Below are 4,270 nucleotides of genomic sequence, written 5' to 3' on the forward strand. Positions count from 1 at the left end.
GAAAGATACTGAGAAGAAGAATGCTACTGAGAGGATATATATCTCAAGCGGTTTAAGAATTCTTTTAATCATAAAAAAATACAATAAAACAAATATAAATCAAAGTATCTAATAAAAAGAGTTAATTAATACAATTTAGAGTTGAGCATTAACAACGGGTATGACATTTCCCTTGAAAGTGTCGACAAAGTTATAAATCCTATATCTAGTGACAAAACATCAATTTATCTAGTGAAAAAATAGTGACAAAACTCATTTCCTATCCTCAAAAGTGATTTTTTATAAAATATTTAGCAATTTGGTCTTTTATAGATGTCTGTTATGAACTAAGATCTTATGAGCGGGGCGTGGCGCAGCTTGGTAGCGCGGGTGCTTTGGGAGCACTAGGTCGCAGGTTCGAATCCTGTCGCCCCGACCATTTAAAAACCAAGTCATACTAGCGAGTCTCCCAACTCGCTTTTTTATTTCTCAGAAGTCTCAATAATTTAAATAGCGATTAAATAGCGATTATTTGTATAGCCTTGTATAACTTTGTCCAGTTAATCGCTAACCATCACTAGGTTCATTAAACCTCTAAATAAATAAAATAATCAATAAAGTACCAATACTGAAAATTAAACTCCAACCCTGAGAATTAATTTTCAATTTAAAAATTATTTATATGTAATGAGTAAAAAACCTAAATAGGTTAAAAACCATTTATTCACAAGACCTTTTACTTGATGATGACTGAATTAAATTACCCATCCAATTTTTAATATCTGATAATACTTCCAAATCTAATTTGTAGTAAACCCATCTACCTTCTTGTCTATCAGAGATAAGACCTGAATCCTTAAGGATTTTTATATGATAGGAAATTTTAGATTGAGATAATCCAGTTACTTTAACTATGTCGCAAACACATATCTCTCCACCCATCATTAATTCAAGAATATTTATTCTAATCGGATCTGAGAGGGACTCCATTATCCCAATAAATTGATCACTATCAATCTTTTTAAGTTGTTCTAACAAAATCAAAAGATCATTAACTTTTTAAATACTAACCTAAAAAATTTAATTACACATATCAAGAATTATTGATATATCAATTATTTTTGATATATATTATATTAGGTTTTGATATTTCTATGAAAATTGGAATTAACGGATTTGGAAGAATTGGTAGGTTAGTTTTAAGAATTTTATGGGAAAGAAAAGATATTGAAATAACTCATATAAATGAAATTAATGGGGATTCTTTAACTGCATCTCATTTACTAGAGTTTGATTCTGTTCATGGTAAATGGAATAAAAAAATAGCTTCGAATGACAACGAAATAATAATTGAAGATAAAAAAATTTCCTTTACATCAATAAAGAACTATCTTGATGTTCCATGGAATAAATCTTCGGTTGATCTTGTTTTGGAATGTACAGGTAAAAACAAAGCTCCTAAAGAATTAAATCCATACTTTGATTCTCTTGGAATAAAAAAAGTAATAGTTGCTTGTCCTGTGAAAGGAATTGTGGGAGGGGAACAAGCACTTAATATTGTTTATGGAATTAATCAAGCCCTTTATAAACCTGAAAAACATAAATTAATTACAGCAGCATCCTGTACTACAAATTGCTTGGCTCCCATCGTAAAAGTTGTTAATGAAAATTTCTCAATTAAACATGGGGTTATAACAACTATTCATGACGTTACAAATACACAATCTCCAGTAGATTTTTACAAAAGTGACTTAAGAAGAGCAAGAGGATGCATGCAAAGCTTAATACCTACTACAACTGGATCAGCTAATGCGATTGCTGAAATTTTCCCTGAATTAGAAGGAAAACTAAATGGTCATGCAGTAAGGGTTCCACTTCTAAACGCCTCATTAACCGATATAGTTTTTGAATTAAATAAGGAAGTAACTGAAGAGCAAGTAAATAATGAATTTAAAAAAGCATCTGAAACATACTTAAAAGGTATTCTTGGATACGAGGAGAGACCCTTAGTATCCGCTGATTACTTAAATGACTGTAGAAGTTCAATAATTGATGGACTTTCAACGATGGTTGTAAATTCTAATTTATTAAAGATTTATGCCTGGTATGACAATGAGTGGGGTTATAGTTGCAGGCTTGCAGATCTTACTTCTTATGTAATTGAGAAAGAAAATAAATTTTAGTTTTTATGAAGTTATCTAGCCTTCAACAATATAGTGTCGTTACCGCAAACTATTGGGCATTTACTCTTACTGACGGTGCATTGAGAATACTAGTTGTTGGTCATTTTCATGAACTTGGTTATTCAACTCTGCAAATTGCTTTACTTTTTCTTTTCTATGAATTTTTTGGAATAATTACAAATCTTTTTGGAGGATGGATAGGGGCAAGATATGGGTTGAGACTTACTTTATGGATAGGAACGATTCTGCAAATTCTTGCTCTTTTCATGCTGATTCCAGTCAAAGAGAATTGGTCAATAATCTTTAGCGTCTCATACGTTATGTTAGCCCAAGCACTTAGTGGGGTAGCAAAAGATTTAAATAAAATGAGTGCAAAAAGTGCAGTTAAATCAATAGTTCCAGATTCAGAAGAGAATAATCAAAATAGTCAAAAACAATTATTTAAGTGGGTTTCAATTTTAACAGGATCTAAAAATGCACTTAAGGGTGTTGGTTTCTTCCTAGGGGGTCTCTTATACAAGCTATTGGGCTTTAATAATGCAGTTGGAATAATGGGTTTAGGTCTATGCTTCGCATTCTTTTTAACTTTATGTCTTCCTAAAGATTCAGGGAAAATGAAAAGAAAGCCAATTTTTAAAGACCTTTATTCAAAGTCTAAAGGTATTAATATTCTTTCAAGTGCAAGGTTTTTCTTATTTGGAGCAAGAGATGTCTGGTTTGTAGTAGCTCTTCCAGTATTTTTAGACATTTCTTTTGGATGGGATTATTTAAAAATAGGGCTGTTCTTGGGTGGATGGATAATAATCTATGGTTTCTTTCAAGTATTAGCTCCATTACTTAGAAAAGTATGGGGGAAAAATAATAGCCCAACAAAAACTACCGTTCAATTTTGGGGACTTATCTTGACGGTTATTCCTTTATTTATTGCAGGAGCATTAAACGGTGATAAATCATTAGGTCCTGTAATTGTTATTGGATTAATAATATTCGGCTTTATTTTTGCAATGAATTCATCTACTCATTCCTACTTGATTTTGGCTTATTCAGATAATGAGAAAGTAAGTTTAAATGTTGGTTATTACTATATGGCTAATGCAGCGGGAAGATTATTTGGAACCCTACTATCGGGCTTATTATTTATGCTCGGTAAAAATGCCACTATTGGTATGCAGTATTGTTTATATACTTCATCTATTTTGATTTTTATTGCTTGGCTTACTAGTTCTAAATTACCTTCCTATTCTTCCAACAGCTTCAATTGATTTTTTTAAAATTTCACCTTTCAAGGGAACGAAACCCAAGGCAGGAGCTTTATCTTGGTATTCATCGCTGAGCAATTTATAGAATGTATCTTGAATTGCCTTAGTATTCCTTCCATTACCTGTTTCATAAGCAAGTATCCAAGTTAAGGTTGCTATTGGATAAGCTCCTTTAGCAGTGGGGTTTGGATTTTTACCAGCCAAGTTCTTATCAAGAGTTATTCCATTTAAAGCTATCGCGCCTGATTCAGTATTAGGAGTAACGAATTCACCAGAAAGATTTTGAAGTGCAGCAGCCTTAACATTACCTTTAATGTATGACTGGTTTACATAACCAATTGCGCCAGGAGTGTTTTGAATAACACCTGCAACACCAGAATTGCCTTTTGCTCCAACTCCCGAAGGCCATTTAACAGATTTACCAGTACCTAGATTCCAGGTTTTAGAGAAAGCCTCCATAGAATTTGTAAAAGCTTTAGTCGTGCCTGAACCGTCGGAACGATGGGCCCAAGTTAATTTACCTGACTTACATCCTAATTCCTTCCAGTTTTTTATCATTCCCATTGCTACTTGAACAGCTTGTTCTTGAGTTAGTTTCAGGTCGCAATCATAGTTATATCCAAACGCAATTGTTCCGCCTACCATCGGTATTTGAACAAGTCCTCTTTTAACTTTCTCTATATCAGAATCTTTCATAGGATCATCTGATGCACCAAAATTTACAGTTTCATCTATAAAGGCTTTTCTGCCAGAACCAGAACCTACTGCTTGATAATTAACTCTTGGGCCTCCAGATTTGGCTAAGTCAAAAAACCACCTGGTATAAATTTTTGAGGGAAATGAAGCACC

4 protein-coding genes and 1 tRNA gene are annotated in these 4,270 nt (G+C 32.8%); 3 read left to right on the forward strand and 2 right to left on the reverse strand.

The features are described from left to right. Window positions 1-341: 341 nt before the first annotated feature. Window positions 342-418: transfer RNA gene (locus MK115_RS08910), tRNA-Pro, on the forward strand. A gap of 281 nt (window positions 419-699) precedes the next feature. Here the strand turns inward: MK115_RS08910 and MK115_RS08915 are convergent. Then, a complete protein-coding gene (locus MK115_RS08915; protein WP_042850619.1) occupies window positions 700-1,017 on the reverse strand; it encodes an ArsR/SmtB family transcription factor in 318 nt (105 codons plus the stop codon). Between the two features lie 116 nt (window positions 1,018-1,133). On the opposite strand from MK115_RS08915, the gene MK115_RS08920 reads away from it, so the two are divergent. Further along, complete coding sequence (locus MK115_RS08920; protein WP_042850620.1) at window positions 1,134-2,162, forward strand: ArsJ-associated glyceraldehyde-3-phosphate dehydrogenase; 1,029 nt, start codon at window positions 1,134-1,136, stop codon at window positions 2,160-2,162. 5 nt (window positions 2,163-2,167) lie between these two features. Further along, on the forward strand, window positions 2,168-3,424 hold the full coding sequence (gene arsJ, locus MK115_RS08925) for an organoarsenical effux MFS transporter ArsJ (protein WP_042850621.1): 1,257 nt from the start codon (window positions 2,168-2,170) through the stop codon (window positions 3,422-3,424). On the opposite strand, the gene pstS is transcribed toward arsJ, so the two are convergent. Then, the coding region (gene pstS, locus MK115_RS08930) for a phosphate ABC transporter substrate-binding protein PstS (protein ID WP_287610837.1) at window positions 3,392-4,270 on the reverse strand (879 nt) is incomplete at its 5' end. The two genes, arsJ and pstS, sit on opposite strands and share 33 nt — an antisense overlap.

Source organism: Prochlorococcus sp. ALOHA_ZT_50 (assembly GCF_022447305.1).
GTDB lineage: Bacteria > Cyanobacteriota > Cyanobacteriia > PCC-6307 > Cyanobiaceae > Prochlorococcus_A.

Coding starts and splice junctions, on each gene's coding strand:
- MK115_RS08920 (WP_042850620.1), top strand. CDS start 1,134: ATGAAAATTGGAATTAACGGATTTGGAAGAATTGGTAGGTTAGTTTTA.
- arsJ (WP_042850621.1), top strand. CDS start 2,168: ATGAAGTTATCTAGCCTTCAACAATATAGTGTCGTTACCGCAAACTAT.